This window comes from uncultured Ferrimonas sp., assembly GCF_947489035.1.
Lineage (GTDB): Bacteria > Pseudomonadota > Gammaproteobacteria > Enterobacterales > Shewanellaceae > Ferrimonas.
Window position 1 is genome coordinate 81,166 of sequence record NZ_CANLCI010000010.1, and the last position, 15,819, is coordinate 96,984.

Consider the following 15,819-nt stretch of genomic DNA (forward strand, 5'->3'; position numbering starts at 1 on the left):
GCCACCGATTAAGAAAAGAAGTATTACGATGAAAAAATTACCCCTTGCTTTGGTTGTTAGCTCGCTGCTTATTGGCGGCTGTCACCTCACTACCGATCCCGCCGACCGCACTGTGGCCAGCGGCGCCGACAGCAACACCGCTGTGGTTGCCGCTACGCCTCTGCCGCTGCGCACCGATTTAACCCAAGGCACGCTGGCCAACGGCATGCGCTACCTCATTCTGCCCAACCAACAACCGGAACAACGGGTGTCGATGCAGCTTATCGTCCACGCGGGTTCCCTCGATGAAGCCGACGATCAGCGCGGCATCGCCCACCTGGTGGAGCACATGGCCTTTAACGGCACCAAAAAGTACCCCGCCAACGGCATCATTGAACGCCAAGAAGCGATGGGGATGGTGTTTGGTCGCGACGTTAACGCCATGACCGAATACGCCACCACCTCGTACTACCTGCACCTGCCCGACAACCAAGCGGCCACCGTTGACGAAGCCTTCACCATGCTGTCGCAGCAAGCGGTGGCGGTGGTGTTTGAACAGGCCGAGCTGGAAAAAGAGCGCCCGGTGGTGGAAGAGGAGTGGCGCCGTGGCCGCAACATGATGGCGCGCTTAAGTGCCGCCTCGCGCATTTTGATGCTGGAAGGCAGCCGCTTTGGCGAGCGCGATCCCATCGGCGACATGGATCTGGTGCGTAACATCGGTGCCGATCGCATCGAAGCGTTTTACGACGACTGGTATCACCCCAACAACATGACCATGGTGGTGGTGGGCGACATCACCCCAGCGCAAATCGAAGCGCAGCTGAACAAACACTTTGCCCCGCTGCCCGCCAAGCCCCTGCCAGCGCGCCCAGATCTGACCGTGCCGCTGCCTAAGCCGATGAAGCTGGCGGCGATCACCGATCCCGAGATCACCACCGAAGTGATCTCGATTAACTTTCGCGGCGAATCGCCGCTGCCAGTTAGCCATGGCCAGCTGCGGGATGAACTGCTGAACAGCCTGACCTTCTCGATGCTGGACACCCGCCTAGCGGCGCAGTACGAAACCGAAACCGACAACGTCAGCCGCGTGATGGCCAGCGCCATGCCGATCGCCACCGGCTACAACAACGATCGCTTAATGGCGATCATGAAAACCGAAAACTACCGCGACATCTTGCAAGAGTTGTTTGGTGAAGCCAGCCGCTACGCCAAGCACGGCTTCAGCCAGCGTGATTTAACGGTGGCCAAGAAAGAGATCGCCCGCCGTTACCGGCAGATGGCCGACAGCCTGAAGGCGGGCAAGAACCGCCACCGGATGATGGCGCTGTTTAACCAAATTCGGATGGGCAAGCCGCTGGTGGCGATGACCGATCTGAATCAGGCGGTCAATCAGCAGCTGGATAACATCACTCTGGCCGACATTAACGCCCACTTTAACCAGGTGCTAAGCCAGCGCGGGCCGATGGTGGTGGCGCAGATCAACAGCGCCAACCAAGCCAAGCTGCCAAGCGAAGCGGAAGTGGCGCAGCTGTGGCAACAGGCGCTGGCCAACCCACCGGCGGCCATAGTGCAGCAAGCAGTGCCAGCGAGCTTATTTGCCACCGTGCCCGCCAAAGCGGCGGTGGCCGATCATCAAATCAATGGCGACGTGCACAAATGGACCCTCGCTAACGGTGCCCAGATCTGGTTCCACCCCAGCGACGACAGCGCCAACTCGCTGCAGCTGCGTTGGCAAAGCTACGGCGGCACCGAAAGCCTGCCGGCAGAGCTGCGCCGCGCCGCCTCCATGGCCACCCGTAACCTTGGCCAGTTTGGTTACGGCGGCTTTGATCGGGACGTGCTTAATGCGCTGAACGCCGACGCCAACATCATCATCGCTCCCTTTGTGGATCAAAACCGCCACGGCGTGTTTGGCAGCACCGATGCCGAAGCGCTGGAAGTGTGGCTGCAAAACCTCAACCTGATGCTAACTGCGCCGCAAACCAACGCCGCCATCTGGCAGGCCAAGCAAGATTTTATGGCGCGCAGCATCGAACGTCGTCAAGACAACCCCAACACCAAATTCAACCGCGCGGTCGATAGCATTCGCTACGCCAACAACCCGTCGTTGTTGCCGCTGCAAGCGGACGAAGTGCGCGGGATCCAGATCGAGCAGATCGCCGCCGCCTACGACCGCTTGTTTGGCAGCGCGCAAGGGCACCAGTTAGTGGTTGTCGGCAACGCCTCACCAGACAAGGTGATCGATTTAGCCGCCCGCTATTTGGGCCATCTGCCTGCCGGCGAGGTTGGCAAAGCACTGCCGCTGCCTAAACTGGTTCAGGGTGAACACAAGGTGCGCGTGGTGGGCGGGGAAGAGCCGCAAGGGGTAACCAGCGTGCTGTTTAACGCCGATTACGCCTACAGCCGCGAAGCGGAATACCGCGCTTACCTGCTAACGCGCATTATCTCGGTACGGATGCGGGAAAAACTGCGCGAAGAAGCGGGCGGGGTCTACACCACCAGCTTTGGCATCAAGCTGGATCGCCACCGCGACCAAGCCTTTGGCATGGTCAGCTACTCGCACCAGCCAGAGCGTGCCGATGAGTTAAAGCAGATGGCGCTGGCGATCATGGCCGATGTGGCCAGCAACGGCGTCACCGACGCTGAGCTGGATACAGTCAAAGCGCAGCTGCTGACCGGCTTAAAGCCAGAAGCCATTAGCGATCGCGACCGTTACCGCTGGTTAACCGAACAAGCCCGCGATAACCAGTTCCGCGATCTGCCCGGCAGCTACATCGCCTGGCTCGAGCAGGTGCGCGCCGCCGAGCTGCAACCGATGGCCAGCACCATCTTGGCCTCCGGCAACCAAATTGACGCGCTGCTGTTACCAGCACCGAAAGCGTAATTACTGGCTGTTTACCAAATAACTGTTGAATCGCTTTGGCATAAGCAGCACTGAGCATCGTTGTTGCTGTGGATCAGGCAACCAGCGATGCTGCTTATGCTCTTTTGCCGCATTGGAGGTGCCCAGCGTAGCGTTTTGGGCACCGACCTAAGGCAAAGGGGATTCCAAAGGGGATTTATCCCCTTTGGGTGCCGTCGCCACCGCGACATAACCACTTGAAAGCAAAGTTGCGACATCGCACCGCAGGTGCAAATGCCTTCATCACAGCAACGCCAACAGTTAACCAAGACACAGCTTAATTATTCCCTACCAAGGAGGCCCCAGCACCGCTGGGGCATCAATCATGCAGTTATTACGACAATTCTGGCGTTTGGCCGGACCCTACTGGTGCGATCGCCAAAACTGGTTCTCTTGGGTGCTGCTTGGCACTTCGATTGCTGCCAGCATGACCATGGTGGAGATCACCGTGTGGCTGAACGAATGGAATCGCGAATTTTACGACGCCTTGGCAGAGCTTAAGGTGGACTTGATCTACCCACTGCTGTTTGAGTTTTGCGGCTTAGTGGCGGTGATTGTGTTGTTGGTGGTGTACGCCGATTGGCTGGCGCAGCTGGTGCAGATCCGCTGGCGTAAATGGATCACCGAGCACCTGCTTGGCCGCTGGTTCGACAACGGCAACTACTACCGCATGACGCTGGGTAATGAACCGGACAACCCGGATCAGCGGATCGCCGAAGACGCTCGCTTGCTGGCCACCGACAGCGTCGAGCTGTTTGTTGGTTTTATCAAATCCGCGGCGGTGCTGATCGCCTTTGCCTCGGTGCTGTGGGAGCTCTCTGGCAACATCGCTATTCCGTGGGATGGGGAGCAAATCCACATCGCCGGTTACCTGTTTTGGGTGGCGCTGATTTACGCCATTGTTGGCACCGGCATTACCCAGCTGTTTGGTCATCGCTTGCACGGTTTGAACTTCGAGCAGCAGCGCAAAGAAGCCAACTTCCGCGCCAGTTTATTGCGAAAACGCGACAGCGCCGAGCAGATCGCCCTGTTAAAAGGCGAGCGCAACGAACGAGCTCAGTTGAACAGCAGCTTTGCCGACATCGTCAGCAACTGGCGTGCCTTGATGAACCGCCGGAAAAATCTGGGCTTGGTGGTACACACCTACCACGACACCGCCAAAATGGTGCCGCTGTTTGCTGGCATTCCAGCAATGATGGCCGAGATCATCACCTTAGGTGGCTTGTTCCAAGTGCGGATGGCCTTTATGAAGGTGTACGCCGGATTCAGCTGGTTTGTGCACAGCTACGATGATCTAACCCGATGGTCTGCCACGGTGGCGCGTTTGGGCCAGTTTTTGGATGAGATGGATAAGCAGGCGCCGCTGCCAACGCCGGCGCAGGGGGACAAGCTTAACTGTCAGCAGTTGGATCTGTTCACCCCAGCGGGGCAACCGCTGCTAAGCAACGTCGACTTAACCTTGCCGCCGCAGTCGCAGCTGTTGCTGTCCGGTGTCAGCGGCTTGGGTAAATCCACCTTGCTGCGCGCCTTTGCCGGGATCTGGCCGTTCTACCAAGGGGAGCTGCAGCTTGGTCATGGCCAAGTGATGTTGATGCCGCAAAAGCCGTACTTACCAACCGGCAGTTTGCGCCAGTGCATCAGTTACCCCAGCGAGCAGTGCTACCCCGACTCCGATTGCCGCGCCGCCTTGGCAGCGGTTGGCCTAAGCCACCTCAGCATCGATCTGGATTACCAATGCGAATGGCAACAACGCCTTTCCGGCGGTGAGCAGCAGCGGCTCAGTTTGGTGCGCGCCATCTTGGCCCAGCCGGATACCTTGATCTTGGATGAAGCCACCAGCAGCGTCGATGAAGCCGGAGCCAGTGTGTTGATGCAAACCCTGCGCCAGCAACTGCCCGAGGCCAGCATCTTGATGGTGTCGCATCAGCGCAGCTTAGTGTCGCAGTTCGATAACGAAGTGGATTTAGGCCGCTTTTCCTCGGCACAACCGGCGTAACGTCGGCAACGCCAAGCCGGTGAAAACCGAGCCTGTGAAAACCGAGTCCGCCGTGGCTCGGTTTTTTTATGCCGTTAACTTGGCCACCAAGATGGGCGGCACTAACAGCCAACAGCGAACAGCGAACAGCTATGCTTACCCCGTTGATCCAATTAACTGAAAGCCAGTTAATAAACGCTATTTACAAAAAACCGTTAACAAAAACATGAGGTGACCATGCTAGGCGAAGAGCACTCTTTGGCGAACGATTTTCCTGAGTTAAAGCAAACCATTGCCCAGTTGCTGGCAACCGACATGGACTTCTTGGCGCAGAACAAGAAATACACCGCCATGGATAAAGAGATCCGCAAACTGGAATTGGCCGGTGGCCCCATCGTTGACGAGGCGATGCAGCAGCTAAAACTGGATCGCGCCGAGATGAAAGACAAACTCTATCGACGCTTGCTGCAAGCGCAGCGGTAGCGGTGGTGACACCGATGGGGTTCGTTTGGCTGTTTAGCCAAGAACACTTGTTGGCCGCGCCTTAATCTGAGTCTCGTTGCCAGTAGGGCGGCTCGCCTAGGTGGTCAATAAAGAAGTCGATAAAGGCGCGGATCTTTGGCGCCAACTGATGGGCGCTAGGGTACAGCGCCCACAAGGCGGTATCGGAATCCAGCGGGTGATCCGCCAACACCTGCACCAATTGGCCAGAGCGCAACTCCTGATAGACGCTCCAGGTGGCAGACAGGCCGATGCCGAAACCATCGCAGCAGGCCATTCGCACCGCGGTGCCGTTGTCACTGCGAAAGCCGCTGCTGGGCTTAATGCTGATAGCTCCTTCGCTGCCGTTAAAACGCCACTGCTCGATCCCCACCAAACTTACGCACTGGTGCTGCAGCAGCTCCTGCGGAGTTTTCGGCTCGCCATGTGCTGCCAGATAGCTGGGGCTGGCGCATAAAATGCGCTGATCCGGCGCCAGCTTACGGGCGACGAGGCTGGAGTCTTTTAACGCCGAGTTGCGAATGGCGACATCAAATCCCCCCTCTATCAAATCCACCACGGTGTCGGTTAGGCGCAGATCGATGTTCAGTTCGGGGTAGCGTTGGCAGAAGGTTTTCAATGCTGGCATCAGGTGCAAGGTGGCAAAGGACGCCGAGGCGGCGATGCGCAAGGTGCCTTTGGGTTGCTGACTGTCGGGGCTGATGGCAGCCCGAGCGGCATCAACCTGCGCCAGCACCTGCTCGGCGTGGGGCAAGAAGCTGTGCCCCTCTTCCGTCAGCGACACCTTGCGGGTGGTGCGATGCACTAAGCGCACCCCTAAATTGCGCTCCAGCTTAGTGATGTAGCTGCTGGAAACCGCCGGCGACAGGCCCAGCTCTTGCCCAGCGGCGCTGATGTTGTGGGTGTGTGCCAAGCGTACAAACAGCTGCAGGTGGTCGATGTTCATCGTTGATTGTTTACAAAATCTATAAAGTGATTCTCTATGTCGCTCTATTATCAGTAGCGGTGTTGATAAATACAATGCAGTTCATCGAGAGAACGCCGTGGAGCACAACATGTCTAAGACCATCCTGATCACTGGTGCCACCGACGGCATCGGTTTCGTTACCGCCCAGTTGCTGCTTGCCCAAGGGCATCAAGTGCTGATCCACGGTCGCAACCCGGAAAAGCTGGCCAAGGTTGAGCAGCAACTTGGTGGCAACGTCAGCAGCTACGTCGCGGACCTGTCCAATCTCAGCCAAGTGGCCGCGCTGGCGGACACCATCGCCGCCAATCACAGCCACTTGGATGTGCTGATCAACAACGCCGGGGTGTTCAGCACAGCTGCGCCGCGCAGCAGCGATGGCTTAGATGTGCGCTTTGCGGTCAACACCATCGCCCCCTATTTGCTGACCAAAAAACTGTTGCCGCTGCTGTCCACCGATAGCCGCGTGGTCAATCTTGCCAGCGCCGCGCAAGCGCCGGTGGATATTGACGCCTTAACTCGCGCCAAAGCGATGAGCGACAACGCCGCCTACGCTCAGAGTAAGTTGGCGCTGATCAGCTGGACTTGGTGGCTGGCTCAGCAGGCGAATATGCCGCTGCTGGTGTCGGTAAATCCAAAGTCACTGCTGGGCAGCAAGATGGTGCAAGACGCCTACGGCATTGCTGGCGGCGATCTGAGCATCGGCGCTGATGTCTTGACCCGAGCGGCGCTGAGCGACGAATTCGCGCACGCCCACGGCAAATATTTTGATAACGACATTGGCCAGTTTGCAGCGCCGCAGCCACAGGGGAACGATCCGCTGCACGCCACCGCCATTGTTGAGGCGATGGATCAGCTGCTGTCGCGGATCGAGCCCCGCAGCGCCTAACTGCGGGCTTATCTGTTCGAATTAACGGGAGTAGGCAATGACATTTTATTCGGTAATGGCCATCACCCCGACTGACGACAGTTGGGTGCCTGAGTACATGCGGGCGATTAAAGGTCTGGTCGATAAGCATCATGGCCAGTTTTTAGCGCGCACCAATCGCCATCAACGGTTAGAGGGACGCGGCGAAGATGCGGCAGTGCGGATCATCGTCGCCTGGCCCAGCAAACAAGCGGCGCTGGATTTCTTGAACGACGCCGAATACGCGCCACACTTGGCGGCGCGCAGCCGTGGTGCCATCAATCACCACTTTCTGATTGAAGGCTGCGTTAATCTGTAGCGGGCAGCAGGTTGGCGTTAGCGAGCTGAGTGAGCACCTCGGCGCAGTGCTGTTTTAGCGCATCGCGCAGCAGCCGCGCCGCTGGGGTGATCGACTGGCGGCTGGGGAAGATCAACCACAGCTCGGTGGCGGTCGGGGTGAAGTCGGTCATCACGCTCTGCACCCGACCGCTGAGCAGATCCGCCGCCATATCCAAACTTGATTTCAGCGCCAAGCCGCGGCCATCAACGCACCAGCGCCGCACCAAGTCGCCATCGTTGGAGGCGTTTTTGCTGATCATCTTCACCGGGAAGTGCTGGCCGTTGGCGCTGAACTGCCATTGATCGTGCAGCACATCGTGCAACTGGTAGAGCAAACCGTTGTGGTTAACCAGCTCAGCTGGATGTTTGGGGGTGCCATGCTGGGCCAGATAATCCGGATGAGCGCAGAGCAAGCGCGGCACATCGCAGATCTTAAAGCCATAGAGGTTGGCGTCGGTGGGTGGGCCATAGCGCAACGCCATATCGACCGGATCGCGGTAGAAATCGATGGTGCTGTCGCTGATGTGAGCGCGCAGTGACAGCTGCGGGTATTTATCCATAAACGCATTCAGCCACGGCAGCACCACATTGCGGCCTAAGTCCGATGACAGCGCCAACCGCAGTTCGCCGTCGACCTCGTCCAACTCCTGCTTCATGTTCTGTTTCGCGCGTTCCAGCAGCGTCAGCGCTTGCTCGCACTGGGGCAGATAACGCTCGCCCGCAGTCGATAGGCGCAGGTGCCGAGTCGTGCGAATAAACAGCTCGGCACCCAGGGCGGCTTCCACCCGCTTGAGCGCGGCGCTGGCGGTGCCGGTGCGCATATCCAAACTGGCGGCGGCGGCGGTGATGCTGCGAAACTCCGCCACCTTTAGCACTACCTGTAAGTCCTCTAACAACATGGTGTAGCCCCACTATCTGCGTGATTTGTCGGCCATGGGGGCCGAGTAGCAAAAATTTTAGTGGCTATTATCCAATATTATTAGAAAAAGTTTGAGGTTTTGCCCTGTTTATCCAAGAGAGTTTGCGCCCTACACTGGCTCCAACTTCACAAGAGACAGGAACAACCCCATGAGCAAACTGACCATCGTCGCCAACATCATCGCCAATGACGACAAGATTGAACTGGTAAAAGCAGAGCTGCTGAAGCTGATTGAGATCACCCGCGCTGAAGCCGGTTGCATCAACTACGATCTGCACCAAGACAATGAAAACCCAGCGCATTTCATGTTCTACGAGAACTGGAGCAGCCGCGAACTGTGGCAGCAGCACATGGCGAACCAGCACTTGGCTGATTACATGGCCGCCACCGAAGGCGCGGTTGCGCAGTTCACCTTGAACGAAATGACCCACATCGCTTAATTGCAGCGGAGAGTAGAGCATGTCTAAGTTAACCATCGTTGCCCACATCATCGCCAAGCCCGACCACATCGAGTTGGTGCAAGCCGAGTTGATCAAACTGGTGGCACCAACCCGCGCTGAAGCCGGTTGCCTGCAGTACGATCTGCATCAAGACAACGATGATCCAAGCCACTTCATGTTCTACGAAAACTGGACCAGCCGCGCGCTGTGGCAGCAGCACATGGGTGCCGCCCATATTCGTGCCTACAGCCAAGCGGTGGCCGGTGCGGTGGATAACTTCATCCTGCATGAGATGACCCACAGCGCCTAAGGCGTCGGGGTTTCCCTACAGAGGCTGGTCGCAAGACCGGCCTTTGTTGTTTTTGGATGCACCGTTTTGGATGCTCAGTTTCGGAAGCACAGTTTTGGACATTTTTGATTTTGAACAAGGGCCAATTCGGCCCCCGTCGGAAGCCGACAGCCTGTTGATCCGCACCACCGAAGGCTGCCCATGGAACAAGTGCAGCTTCTGCACCCTATTTAAAGGGATGGATTTCACCATTCGCCCGGTCGAGGATATCAAGCGCGATATCTGGGCCGCCAAACAGCACTACGGCAATCGCCAATTTGACGCCTGTTTCCTGCAAGATGGCGACTCGTTCGCCATGGATAGCGCCGATCTTATCGAAGTGCTGACCACCCTCAAGCAGGCGTTTCCTAGCCTCACTAAGATCAGTTCTTACGGCCGCGCGCAGACCATGTCGAAAAAGTCGGCGGCTGAGCTAAAAGCGATCTGCGAGGCGGGGCTGAATAACCTCTATTGCGGCATGGAGTCTGGCTCGGTCGAGGTGCTGCGGATGGTTAAAAAGGGGATAACCCCCAACTCAATTTTAAAGTCGTCACTGCATGCGAAAGCGGCGGGCATGCAGATGATGATTTTTGTGATCCTGGGGCTTGGTGGACAGCGCCATTCTGCCGAGCACATCAGGGCGACCGCCGCATTGCTGAATCAGATTGATCCGGAAGAGATCCGGGTGTTGTCGCTGGCGGTAAAACCCGGCACCGAACTGGATCAGCAGCTGCAACGTGGCCAGTTTACGCCACTGTCCGAGCAACAGATGTTGGCAGAGCAGCGGCAGCTGCTGCAACTGCTGGACAGCGCCAAGGGCCGCTACGGTAATTACCACGGCATCAATCTGCTGACCGAACTGAACGGCACCTTAGCCCAAGACCGACAGCAGATGATCAGCCGCATCGATCGGCTATTAGCGCTGCCATTAGCGCAGCAACGCAACTTCATTTTGGGGCGTCGCCTTGGCTACTACCGCCGCTTAGAGGATCTGGATAACAGCCTGCTGCATGACAGCGTAGCCGCCCAGTTGGCGCGGCTGGGGGAGTGCAACGAGGATCAGTTTCAACTGCTGTGTCATGATCTACGCCGCCGCTTGATTTAGGGGAAACCGTTGAAGTGTGCCGCTGAAACGGCCCAGAATTGAGCTTGGCGGAACGAGGTTAAGCCAGCAACGGTTGCTGATTGGGCAGGATGATCCGCTGTCTGCCTTGGCGCTTTGCTTGCAGTAACGCATTGTCCGCTTCTTCAATCAATTGCACCGCGCTCATGTCTACGCTACTGGCAACGCCCCCGCTAAAACTGATGGATACGTGCTTGCCGTGGCCGATGGCAAATGACTGGTTGTTAATGTGCCGTTGTAGTTTCAGCAGCACTTGATTGACCTCGTAATGACTGGTGCGATTAAACACCAAGCAAAACTCTTCCCCGCCGTAGCGTGCCACTACATCGTCTTGGCGCACCATTTGCTGCAGGTAGTGGGAAAACTGCTGCAGGATTTGATCCCCAGCAGGGTGGCCATATTGATCGTTGATGTGCTTGAAATGATCCAAGTCCAGCATTACCAGCGAGGTGACCTGCTGGTCGCGGCTGCCTCGCTTCAGGGATAGTTCTAGGTGTTTGTTCAGAAAAGTGCGATTAAACAGGCCGGTTAAGGGATCGCGGATCGCTTCTTGTTCTAACTGACTGGCTCGATTTACCAACGCCCATGCCAGCATGGTGACCATGGCAAGATAGAGAAAGCGGTTAATGAGATCCGTTGGGTACAACACGCCATAACGGGCCAGCCAACGAGGATCGATGTTATGGCTGTCGTAAATCTGACTGGCGTAAGCCACTAAGGCGCCATAACTGACAATGGCTAATGCGCCCGCAAACAGGGTTAAGCGCCGATCGTAACGCAGTGCGGTGGCGGCGATGGCGATGTAGTACAGCTCGAAAATGTTGTTGTTATTGGTGATGGCAAGTGCGGTTTCTCGATAAGAAAAGTCGATCCACATTGCCAGCCCAATCAGCATTGTAGTGGTCAACTAAATTTGGCCACGGTTTTGTAAGTTTTCCAGTATCTTTGCTCTGACTCATTGGGCGTCAAACCGCCGTTGTAATGGTGAGGTCTGAGCGAACTGTAATAGCCGATGATGTAGTCAACAATCTCGCACCAAGCTTCGGCAAAATTTTGATATCCGGTTTCAGGTATCCACTCCGTTTTCAAGCTGCGAAAGAAGCGTTCCATTGGGCTGTTATCCCAGCAATTTCCCTTTCTTGATAGGCTTTGCTTGATCTGATAACGCCACAAGAGCTGTCGGAACTTTCGGCTCGTATAATGGCTACCTTGATCACTGTGAAACATCAGCCCATTTGGTTTTCCTCGCGATTCGTAAGCCATCGTTAAGGCCTTAGAAGTCAATTTACTATCCGGTGAAAACGACATTGCCCAACCGATAGGTTTACGCGCAAAGAGGTCTATCACAACCGCTAGGTAAGCCCAGCGACCCCCAGCCCACACATAGGTGACATCCCCTACCCAAACTTGATTGGGTGCCGTCACAGCAAATTGTCTATCGAGATAATTCGGGATCTCAATATGCTCTTGGGTCTGTTTGGCATAACGGTGCTTAGGCTGCTGACAACTCACCAGACCAAGCTTTTTCATTAATTTGGTCGCTCGATATCTGCTTAGCTTAAAACCGTGATTCGAGGCCATCATCGCGATAGAGCGAGCGCCTGCTGAGCCATTGCTAGCACTGTGCAGTTCGCGAACCTTGGCACGCAGAAGAATGTCATCAGCACTGATTTCGCTGGGGCGAGAACGCCAGTATTTATAACTGCTGCGCTGAATACCGAACACTTCGCACAACCGGACTACGCTATAGCTCTTCCTGAGCTTCTCGATCAACGAGAACTGTTCAGTGAGTCGGACATCAAGAGAGCCGTAGCCTTTTTTAGAATTTCATTGTGCTCTTCGAGATTTGAGATTTTCTTCTTTAACTCTCGGATCTCGATCTGCTCAGGAGTCAGCGGTGATGCTTTAGGAGACTTGCCATCTCGCTCTTGCTTCAACTGACGAACCCATTTGTCCATTGCCGATTTGCTGACGTTCATTGCCTTCGCAGCTTCAATGACTGAGTAATTTTGGTCTACGACTAACTGGGCCGCTTCAAGCTTAAAATCGGCGCTAAAAGTTCTTCTTGTTCGTTTGGTCATGGTCACACCTGTTTGTGTATGAGGCGCATGATAACACCTCTAATCAGGTGGCCAGTTTTAGTGTGCCACTACACATCACATCCATCATTGTGCTGAAGAATGCGAAGGTATGAACGTATTGGCGCCGAATTAACAAGAGGTGCCACAAGCAGGCGTACAATAATGCCCCGTAGCTTAAGCCGAGAGCAGCGGAGTAATCGACGCCGGTAAGCAGTTTGTAGGTGGGTAAGATATTGATAATTAAAAAAACAAAGTTACGCGGAGTTGAGAAAAACTCAATTCGCCATAAGCGCAAGTCGATAAGGTGCTTGGGGCCGGGGCTTGCCACAATTGTGTGAAAAAAGGCATCACGATTAATGGCGCTCCCAATGTTTATATTAATTATCAGTTTGGCCTATCTTTAACTTTAGATTGGATCTGCTTTTTCGGTGCCGTTGATTGGCCATTTAAGTGGTTTTTTCTGGTTAACGTGTAGCGAACTTCGTTAAAGCAGCGCCGATCTGTCAACTTCGATAGGGAGTGTTGAAGATGAAAATGGATTTATTGGTGCCCGTCTTGGCCATCACGGTGTTTGCGGCGGTGGCCGCGCCTAAAAATGGTGAGATGCGGCAACAGGATGGACAGTGGCAAACGTGGCAACAAAGCCAGCAGCAATGGCAACCCACGGAGCAGTTTTGGCAAGCCTACGCGGCGAGCAAAGACAGCCGGTTTTGGGGCAGTAGCGTGGATTACCCCAATTACCAACAGGTAAATGAGTTCGACACCTTTTTAGTGCAGACGCCGCAAGGTAGCTGCTTAATGGAGTTTTTTCATGGCCGCTGGCGCCGGGCTAACGATGTACGGCGCTGGGATCCACAGCATAACGATGCCTTGGGTTGCCCTTACGTATTTGATTAAACGAGGCTAAGTACTTATTTCCTGTCGCAGCCAGCGGGATGCGGCTTGGTGTCTCTGTGCCAAATGGTTTGCCGTCTTGTTCAAAATACACTGGGCGACCATTGTGCTCGTTCGGTGATTCTCACGCTGGCACGATGCCGCGTTATAGGACGAGAAAGTAGCAATGGATACCTTAAAGCTTGGCAAGCTGTTTGCCCTTCAAGTCAATCTCTCTGGCTTATTTACCGCACTGGCCACCACCGTCATCTTGATGCAACTGCTGACGCTCTTACCTGCCCAGTACTATTTTGGTTTTGCCAAACTGGTCGACAGTGACAGCAGCCCCTTTTTGATCAGCCCACCCTACGTGGAATCCGAGCCTTACCAGCAGTTGTTGCAAGAAAAAGGGATCAGCGCTTGGGGCGGCGGCATGGATAAAAATGGCGAATGGATTGAGCTGGGGGAGGCGCCGACGGCGGAGCGGATCAAGCAATTGAATAACGCCATTGTTGAGCAGGGCCAACCGCGCTTTTGGAGCTCGCTGCTGTTAAAGGGGTTGCCGCCGTTGCTGGCGGGTTTTTTATTGTATTTTCTGTGGCGCGAGCAAGCGCACATTGCGGTACCAGTGGGGGCAGGGCTGGCGGCGTTAAGCCACAGCTGGCCGGTGATCCTACTGTGGGATTGGGTGGTGTCAGCGGCGTGGTCGCAACAGCAAAGCCTGTTTATGGTGTTGTATATGCTGTACGTGTTGCTCTACTTCCATTTGGCGCGGTTGGGGGTAATGCTGGCGGAGTTTTGCCTTGAAAAGGGGTTGATTAAAAACAGTCAATTTCAGATTGATTTAGGCAAAACCATGTCGAGCTTAGTAACCACTGGGATCACCGTTGGGATTACTTGGTTCGTCACCACGGCTATCGCCAGAGCGGCCTAGATGAAAGCGCTGATGCTGCTGTTGCTGCTGGCGTTAACGCTGGTGCTCAGTAGCAGCCACAGCCATTTAACCCGTGCCTTGGCAGGGCGGGCGCTGGCGCAGCTACCGCCCCAACAGGCGGCGCAGAATATTCTGCAATACAGCGCTGCGCATCTGGCGGCATGCCTTCCTGCGGATCACGGCAACATTGCCACATTAACCCGCGCCATCGTCAGCATTGAATTTGTGAATCAGCGGCGGCTCGAAGCGGCGGTAGAACATGCGGGGATCACCCTATTAAGTAAGCTGCGGTTGCCCCTGCCGGATTGGTCGTTAGGCCCAGCCCAAATCAAATTGACGACGCTGTGCGATCAGCTCAGCCAACTGCCCGAGTGTGCAACGCTCACGTCGCGGCAGCAGTTGGCGCAGCAACTGCTGCAACCGTGCCCCAACATCGATTATGCCCAACAGTTAGTGCAACACTGGTGGCGCCCTGAACTGCCGCAAGAACAGGCGGTAAGAGCGGTGGCCAAGCGCTATAACGGCCAGCTTACTGATAGCTTGGAAAACCGTTATTACCAAGAGTTGGTGCTACTGAGCTACCAACTGCTGCAAGCCCAAAGCGCAGATCAAAGCTGGTAATCAAAGTGATAAAAATGCTGGCCTGCTTCAATGCGGATGGTCATGATGCCGCTTAAGCCAGAGAGCTCCCCCACGCCGGAACCGGGCACAACCTCAACCACCAGATGCTGTGCCCCCGCGGCCATGGTGCCGTAGTGTTGCAGGGCAAAACTGCCGGACTTTTGCTGTAAGACGCCAGACACCAGTTCGATGGCAACGTAACCGGCCGAGCCCGCGATGGGGGCCATCGCATTCAGCATTTCGCCCTTGCTGTTGGCGCTCAGATCGCCACTGAAGGTTTTATCAATCGACATCCGCCCTAATTGAATGCCTTGGCTGGATTCGGCGTAGGGACCCAAGGGGCTAAGGCTGACAGTAAAGGTTCCTGAGGCTTCCATCGTTTATCCAATTCCTTATGGTGAAACGGTTAACTTAGCAGATTGCGCCCGCCTGCCTAGTGGGCACAGCGGTTATCGAAGGTGTGTTGCCGTGATCAGACTTGGCTGCGCTCGTGGGCGGGCTCGGTAAACTCAATCGGCTGGTTGAATTGGATGTGCTGATCCAATGCCAGAGGGATCAACCACCGCAGGTTACTGATGAGGTTGTCGGGCAGGGCGCTGACCGCAAAACGGGCAACAATCTCTTGCTCGACCGTGCGGCAATCGTAAGCCTGATCTGAATGGGCAAAGAACAGCTGCAGGTGGTAATCGGTGGGGCGGTGAATGTGGGCGTAATGGGTCCAACTTGAGGCGGGGATCAGCACCCCAGTTTCCTCTTCAAATTCCCGTACCATGGCGTCGATGGCGGATTCGCCGGGTTCGATTTTGCCGCCAACGGCGTTGTAGTGTCCCCGTTGCCACGCGGGGTTGATTTTGCGGATCAGCACCACTTCAGTTGCGGCGTGATTAAATAAAAAGCCGGCAACGTAATGTTTTAAAGCCATGTTGTGTTCTC

17 protein-coding genes are annotated in these 15,819 nt (G+C 55.7%); 11 read left to right on the top strand and 6 right to left on the bottom strand.

The window, feature by feature from the left end; genetic code table 11:
* Positions 1-28 precede the first annotated feature (28 nt).
* From Q0796_RS08305 to Q0796_RS08315, 3 genes are all read left to right on the top strand, one after another.
* A complete protein-coding gene (locus Q0796_RS08305) occupies positions 29-2,863 on the top strand; it encodes a M16 family metallopeptidase (protein ID WP_298441896.1) in 2,835 nt (944 codons plus the stop codon).
* A 343-nt stretch (positions 2,864-3,206) separates the two neighbouring features.
* The gene (locus Q0796_RS08310; RefSeq protein ID WP_298441898.1) at positions 3,207-4,877 is read left to right on the top strand and encodes an ABC transporter ATP-binding protein/permease; all 1,671 of its coding nucleotides are present in this window, start codon (positions 3,207-3,209) and stop codon (positions 4,875-4,877) included.
* A 216-nt stretch (positions 4,878-5,093) separates the two neighbouring features.
* The gene (locus Q0796_RS08315) at positions 5,094-5,339 is read left to right on the top strand and encodes a YdcH family protein (protein ID WP_298441900.1); all 246 of its coding nucleotides are present in this window, start codon (positions 5,094-5,096) and stop codon (positions 5,337-5,339) included.
* Between the two features lie 61 nt (positions 5,340-5,400).
* Here the strand turns inward: Q0796_RS08315 and Q0796_RS08320 are convergent, their stop codons facing one another.
* Positions 5,401-6,303, bottom strand: a complete 903-nt coding sequence (locus Q0796_RS08320) for a LysR family transcriptional regulator (RefSeq protein ID WP_298441901.1) — start codon at positions 6,301-6,303, stop codon at positions 5,401-5,403.
* 109 nt (positions 6,304-6,412) lie between these two features.
* Between Q0796_RS08320 and Q0796_RS08325 the strand changes: the two genes are divergently transcribed.
* Both Q0796_RS08325 and Q0796_RS08330 read left to right on the top strand, forming a co-directional pair.
* A complete protein-coding gene (locus Q0796_RS08325; RefSeq protein ID WP_298441903.1) occupies positions 6,413-7,210 on the top strand; it encodes an SDR family NAD(P)-dependent oxidoreductase in 798 nt (265 codons plus the stop codon).
* A gap of 37 nt (positions 7,211-7,247) precedes the next feature.
* Positions 7,248-7,547, top strand: coding sequence for a DUF1330 domain-containing protein (locus Q0796_RS08330; RefSeq protein ID WP_298441905.1), 300 nt, complete (start codon positions 7,248-7,250; stop codon positions 7,545-7,547).
* Here Q0796_RS08330 and Q0796_RS08335 read toward each other — a convergent pair.
* Positions 7,537-8,466 (bottom strand): LysR family transcriptional regulator, encoded by a 930-nt coding sequence (locus Q0796_RS08335; RefSeq protein ID WP_298441906.1) that lies wholly within the window; start codon positions 8,464-8,466, stop codon positions 7,537-7,539. The two genes, Q0796_RS08330 and Q0796_RS08335, sit on opposite strands and share 11 nt — an antisense overlap.
* A gap of 169 nt (positions 8,467-8,635) precedes the next feature.
* Here Q0796_RS08335 and Q0796_RS08340 point away from each other — a divergent pair, with 169 nt between their 5' ends.
* The 3 genes from Q0796_RS08340 (at position 8,636) to Q0796_RS08350 (ending at position 10,359) form a co-directional block, all read left to right on the top strand.
* Positions 8,636-8,926, top strand: coding sequence for a putative quinol monooxygenase (locus Q0796_RS08340; RefSeq protein WP_298441908.1), 291 nt, complete (start codon positions 8,636-8,638; stop codon positions 8,924-8,926).
* A gap of 19 nt (positions 8,927-8,945) precedes the next feature.
* The gene (locus tag Q0796_RS08345; RefSeq protein WP_298441910.1) at positions 8,946-9,236 is read left to right on the top strand and encodes a putative quinol monooxygenase; all 291 of its coding nucleotides are present in this window, start codon (positions 8,946-8,948) and stop codon (positions 9,234-9,236) included.
* A 94-nt stretch (positions 9,237-9,330) separates the two neighbouring features.
* The gene (locus tag Q0796_RS08350; protein ID WP_298441912.1) at positions 9,331-10,359 is read left to right on the top strand and encodes a radical SAM protein; all 1,029 of its coding nucleotides are present in this window, start codon (positions 9,331-9,333) and stop codon (positions 10,357-10,359) included.
* Between the two features lie 58 nt (positions 10,360-10,417).
* Here Q0796_RS08350 and Q0796_RS08355 read toward each other — a convergent pair whose 3' ends face one another.
* Both Q0796_RS08355 and Q0796_RS08360 read right to left on the bottom strand, forming a co-directional pair.
* A complete protein-coding gene (locus Q0796_RS08355) occupies positions 10,418-11,254 on the bottom strand; it encodes a GGDEF domain-containing protein (protein ID WP_298441914.1) in 837 nt (278 codons plus the stop codon).
* A 26-nt stretch (positions 11,255-11,280) separates the two neighbouring features.
* Positions 11,281-12,458 (bottom strand): IS3 family transposase gene (locus Q0796_RS08360; RefSeq protein ID WP_298441916.1). Its coding sequence is split into 2 segments (ribosomal slippage): positions 11,281-12,200 and positions 12,200-12,458, totalling 1,179 coding nucleotides; the frame shifts between segments, so codons are not numbered across the junction.
* Between the two features lie 528 nt (positions 12,459-12,986).
* Between Q0796_RS08360 and Q0796_RS08365 the strand changes: the two genes are divergently transcribed.
* The 3 genes from Q0796_RS08365 (at position 12,987) to Q0796_RS08375 (ending at position 14,886) form a co-directional block, all read left to right on the top strand.
* Complete coding sequence (locus Q0796_RS08365) at positions 12,987-13,355, top strand: hypothetical protein (RefSeq protein WP_298441918.1); 369 nt, start codon at positions 12,987-12,989, stop codon at positions 13,353-13,355.
* Between the two features lie 163 nt (positions 13,356-13,518).
* Complete coding sequence (locus tag Q0796_RS08370) at positions 13,519-14,265, top strand: hypothetical protein (RefSeq protein ID WP_298441920.1); 747 nt, start codon at positions 13,519-13,521, stop codon at positions 14,263-14,265.
* Entirely contained in the window at positions 14,266-14,886 is a 621-nt protein-coding gene (locus Q0796_RS08375) for a hypothetical protein (RefSeq protein WP_298441922.1), read from the top strand.
* Here Q0796_RS08375 and Q0796_RS08380 read toward each other — a convergent pair.
* Together Q0796_RS08380 and Q0796_RS08385 are read right to left on the bottom strand one after the other, a co-directional pair.
* Positions 14,874-15,263, bottom strand: coding sequence for a DUF3224 domain-containing protein (locus Q0796_RS08380; protein ID WP_298441924.1), 390 nt, complete (start codon positions 15,261-15,263; stop codon positions 14,874-14,876). The genes Q0796_RS08375 and Q0796_RS08380 overlap by 13 nt on opposite strands.
* A gap of 95 nt (positions 15,264-15,358) precedes the next feature.
* Positions 15,359-15,808: an NUDIX hydrolase gene (locus tag Q0796_RS08385; RefSeq protein ID WP_298441926.1), complete on the bottom strand. Its 450-nt coding sequence runs from the start codon at positions 15,806-15,808 to the stop codon at positions 15,359-15,361.
* Between the last annotated feature and the right edge of the window lie 11 nt (positions 15,809-15,819).